The sequence below is a fragment of the Brevundimonas sp. genome (genome assembly GCF_036676055.1).
GTDB lineage: Bacteria > Pseudomonadota > Alphaproteobacteria > Caulobacterales > Caulobacteraceae > Brevundimonas.
Genome location: NZ_JAKFDS010000033.1, coordinates 1 through 4170, shown reverse-complemented (window position 1 = coordinate 4170; position 4170 = coordinate 1). Strand labels below are relative to the sequence as shown.

The following is a 4170-nucleotide window of genomic DNA, read 5'->3' as shown; positions in this document are numbered from 1 at the left end:
GAGCCCGCGTCCGCTCCGCCTCGGCGGCCGCGCGGGCGCGGGCGCGCTCGGCGCGGCGTTCGGCCCGTTCGCGCAGGCGGTCGGCCCGGGCGGTGGTCTCGCCCACGCGGTCGCGGGCGAAGGAGCCATCGACTGAACCGGTCAGACCGCCGGCGACATTGCCGCCCAGCTGGCCGCCGAGGCCGCCGACCTGGCCGCCCAGTCCGCCGCCCAGGCCGCCTCCGAGGCCGCCCGAGCCGCCCAGAACCTGGGCGTTGGCGGCGCCCGCCAGGGCCACGGTGAAGGCCGCGGTGGTCATCAGCATCAGGGTCTTGCGCATCTCGTCTCTCCTGCAATGACGCGGGCGGAAAGCCGCCCTCGCAGGATCAAACGACCGGGCGTCCGCGATTCATCCGCCCTGACGAAAATCGCTCCGGAATTTTATCGCGAAAGCCGCCCGCGAGCGCCCACGGCCCCGGGGGCTGTGCGCAGGTCGGCGGCGACGAGGCCGCGGCCATAGACCGGATCGGGGCCCCGGGCTCCGAGGTCGCGGGCCTCGGCGGCCAGCGCCCGGACCGGATCGTCTTGTCCCCGCCGACGCGCCAGCAAGCCGGCCACCAGCGGGGCGGCGAACGAAGCCCCCCGCACCGAGACATAGCCTTCTCCCTGGCCGGCGGCCGCCATGTCGGCGCCGGGGGCGGCGAAGTCGACCTGGGGGCCCCGGGCCGCCTCGGGAAGGGCCCGGCCCCGGGCGTTCACCGCTACGACGCCGACCACATCGGGATAGCTGGCCGGATAGAGGGGCGGGGCGGCCGGGCCGTCGTTGCCCGCCGCGGCGACGATCAGCGCGCCGCGGCCGTGGGCCCGGCGGACCGCCGCCTCGACCAGGGCGTTGCGCGGCCCGACCAGGCTGACGTTGATCACCGCCACATCGTTCTGGACCATCCACGCCAGGGCCTGGGCGACGCCCGTCGAGGCGCCGCCCGAGGGCGATCCGCCATAGACGTCGGCGACGAACAGGGACGAGCCCGGAGCCGCGCCGGAGAAGGCCCCCGACCGCCCCGCCAGCAGGGAGGCCACAGCCGTGCCATGGGCGCCGGCCCTGTCCGGCCCGGCGAAGCCGCGCTGGCGAATGGCGAGGCCCGACAGAGCCGGGTGGCGCGCGTCGACGCCGGTGTCGATCAGTCCGATGCGCGCGCCGCGAGTCTGCCTCGCGGGGGCGGCGCCGTTCGGGGCGGCAGGTGTCCGGGCCGGGGCCGCCGTCTCGGCCACCGCTCCGGCCGGGCTGTGGACGTGGTTGAACTCATAGGTCCCGTCCGGGTCGAGGTCGCGCAGCCGCTCGAGCGCCCGGCCCAGCGGCAGGCGAGGGGGCGGGGCCAGCACCACGACCGCGAGGTCCAGTCCCTCGAGCCGTTCCTCGCGCACGACGGTGAAGCCGGCGTCCAGCGCGGCGCGGCGGCCGCCGGGCGATGGATCGACCGCCACGATCTCGGCCCGCACCACGGGCCAGCCCAACGGATCGGCCTCCAGGGCGCCGTCCGACCGCCGGATCAGTTCCCGTAACCGGGCCGGGGCCTGCAGCGCACCGTCGACACGGCCGCGCAGCCCGTCCTGCAGCCGGTCGACGCCGGCCGGCAGGCGGTCTGGCAGACTTCCGGGCAGGGTCGGCGCGCCGGGCAGGCCGCCGGGCAGGCCGATCTGGGCGGCGACGGGCGCGGCGGCCAGAAGAACCGACAGCCCCGCGAGGGCCGCCGTGGCGAGAATGCGTATCGACACCGGTTGCTCCGTTCGGACAATTGATCAAAGGCCATTGGCGTCGATGCGACAATGGCCGGGTGGTTCAGGGATGAAACGCCTGGGCCCGGACGTTTCATCCTCATGACCGGAGTGCGCGCTTGGATGGGTTTCAGACGGAGCTGGTGGCGCTTCTGCCGAGGCTGCGCCGTTTCGCGCGCGCCATCTGCCGCTCCGACGCCGACGCCCAGGACCTGGTGCAGGCCACGGTGGAGCGCGCCCTCGCCAGACGCGGCGGCTTTCGACCGGGCACCCGGCTGGACAGCTGGGCTTTCACGATCATGAGGCGGATTCATATCGACGAGGGCCGTTCGAAAACCCGATGGGGCAGGGTGGTGACGCCCGAGGACGCCGCGACCCCGAACGTCGCCGACGCCGCCCAGGCCGATGAGGGCTTGCGGGTCGACGCCCTGGCGGTGCGCGACGCCCTGCGCCGGCTGCCGGAGGACCAGCGGCTGGCCGTCGCGCTGGTGCTGGTCGACGGCCTGTCGTACGCCGAGGCGGCCCAGGTTCTGGACATTCCCGCCGGCACCCTGACCAGTCGGCTGGTGCGCGGCCGCCAGACCCTGATCCAGACCCTGACCGAACAGGGAGTGAGCGCATGACCGGTTCCTTTGACGATGAAATCCTGATGCGCCGGGTCGACGGCGAACTGACGCCCGAGGCGGGGGCCGCCATAGACGCAGCCGCCGCCGCCGATCCGGCGCTGGCGCGGCGGCTGGACCAGTTGCGCGGACTGCGGACGCTGGCGCGCGAGGCCTTTCCCGCCGCGCCGGACCCCCGCGACGCCGAACTGGCGCGGATGATCATGGCGGGCGCAGCCCCGTCCGGGCGGGGGAGAGGACGTTGGGCGGACGCCGTCCGCGCGGCCTTCGCGCCCCGCCACGCCCCGGTCTGGGGGGCGGTCGCGGCGGCCAGCTTCGTGCTGGGTCTGTCGATTGGCTGGCTGGGGCAGGACCGTACCCCGGAAGGCTTCGCCGTGGCCGCTGACGGCGGCCTCGCCGATGCGGACCTTGTGCGGGTGCTGGATCGCGGCCTCGCCGCCGACGGCGCGGACGCCGAAGGCCGGGCGGTCGGCCTGACCTTCCGCGACGGCGCGGGCCGCTGGTGCCGGACCTTCCAGTCCGGCGAGGCACGGGTGGCGGGTCTGGCCTGCCGCAGCGACGACGCCTGGCGCCTCGAGGCCCTGGCTCCGTTCAAGCCCTCGGGTGGGGAGGTGCGCACCGCCGCGGCCGACACCCCGCCGGCCGTCCTCGCCGCCGTCGACGCCCTCATCGCCGACGAGAGCCTCGACGCCGGGGCCGAGGCGCAGGTCCGCGACGCCGGCTGGCGATAGGGTAGGGGAACGATCCGGAAGCGGCCGCCCGGGGAGGCGGGCGGCCGCTCCTTCGGGTCTAGCTCAGGACGACGATCGCCACGCGCCGGTTCTGGGCCCGGCCTTCAGGGGTCTCGTTGGAGGCCACCGGGGCTTCCTCGCCATAGGAGATGGTCGCCATCCGGTTGAGGGCGATGCCGTCGCGGCTGAGGAAGCGGCGCACCGCCTCGGCCCGGGCAAGGCCCAGGCGCTCGTTGTAGTCCTCGTCGCCGACCGAATCGGTGTGGCCCTGGATCTCGAGGTAGACGTTGCGGTTCTCGGCCTTGAGCCGCTGAACCAGCTCCGCCAGCCGGGCCTCGGCCTCCGGCGACAGGGCGTCCTCGTCGGTCGGGAATTTCATCGAGTCGTCCGAGAGCACGACCTCGTAGAGGAATTTGCCTTCCGCGAGTTTGTGGGCGGCGTTGGCCCGTTCCAGCGCTTGGCCGGCGGTGCCTTCGACGCCGGTGACGCGCGTGTCGACGACGGCGATGTTGTCACGGACGAAGCGGTGGCTGGCGCAGCCGCTGGCCGTGAAGCCGAGGGCGAGCACCGCGCCGGTGAGGGCCGCGGTCCTGAAAGTCGATCTGTTCAAGGTGAGTCTCCTGAGTGGGGGGTCGCCACTTCCGTTTTTGTCCCCGAGCCTCCAGCTAGCTGAGCCGAAGCGGCGCTGTGATGTCCTGTCCGGGGCGAGAAAATGTCAGCTTGACCATAAGCACAACCAGAGAGAACGCGGGTCGCCACGATCCTGACGCGAGTGAGTGATCTGCAAGGCTACGACGCAAGTCGGCGGCTGCACTGGAACAAGTCTATGCCAGTACCGAACGCAGATCGGGGAATGCTGAAATCCCGCCGTCGGCGACTGGCGGCGGGCGCGGCTGTGGCGGGCAGTCTGGCCGTGCATCTTGGCATCCTCGCCCTCCTGCTGACGGCCGACCGGGACGGGCCGGAAATCCTCGTCCCGCCGCCGCCCCCGCCGATCGTTGTCAGCCTGCACCGGCCGCCGCCGCCCCCGCCGCCCGAGCCCCCCCCCGCGCCGGAGCCCG

The 4170-nt window shown here is 73.9% G+C and carries 6 protein-coding genes; 3 read left to right on the top strand and 3 right to left on the bottom strand.

Annotated elements, in window-relative coordinates; genetic code table 11:
- A partial coding sequence (locus tag V6M45_RS06170) for a hypothetical protein (protein WP_332654763.1) occupies positions 1-319 on the bottom strand: 319 nt, incomplete at its 3' end.
- A gap of 101 nt (positions 320-420) precedes the next feature.
- The gene (locus V6M45_RS06165) at positions 421-1755 is read right to left on the bottom strand and encodes a S8 family serine peptidase (RefSeq protein ID WP_332654762.1); all 1335 of its coding nucleotides are present in this window, start codon (positions 1753-1755) and stop codon (positions 421-423) included.
- Positions 1756-1874: 119 nt separating this feature from the next.
- Here V6M45_RS06165 and V6M45_RS06160 point away from each other — a divergent pair, with 119 nt between their 5' ends.
- Positions 1875-2378, top strand: coding sequence for an RNA polymerase sigma factor (locus tag V6M45_RS06160; protein ID WP_332654761.1), 504 nt, complete (start codon positions 1875-1877; stop codon positions 2376-2378).
- Positions 2375-3109 carry a hypothetical protein gene (locus V6M45_RS06155; RefSeq protein ID WP_332654760.1) on the top strand — a complete coding sequence of 245 codons (735 nt, stop codon included), beginning with the start codon at positions 2375-2377 and terminating at the stop codon, positions 3107-3109. Before V6M45_RS06160 ends, V6M45_RS06155 begins: the two co-directional genes overlap by 4 nt.
- Before the next feature lie 58 nt (positions 3110-3167).
- Here V6M45_RS06155 and V6M45_RS06150 read toward each other — a convergent pair whose 3' ends face one another.
- A complete protein-coding gene (locus tag V6M45_RS06150) occupies positions 3168-3719 on the bottom strand; it encodes an OmpA family protein (RefSeq protein WP_332654759.1) in 552 nt (183 codons plus the stop codon).
- Positions 3720-3962: 243 nt separating this feature from the next.
- On the opposite strand from V6M45_RS06150, the gene V6M45_RS06145 reads away from it, so the two are divergent.
- Positions 3963-4170, top strand: a 208-nt coding sequence (locus V6M45_RS06145; protein ID WP_442880550.1) for a hypothetical protein, incomplete at its 3' end; no start/stop codon positions are given.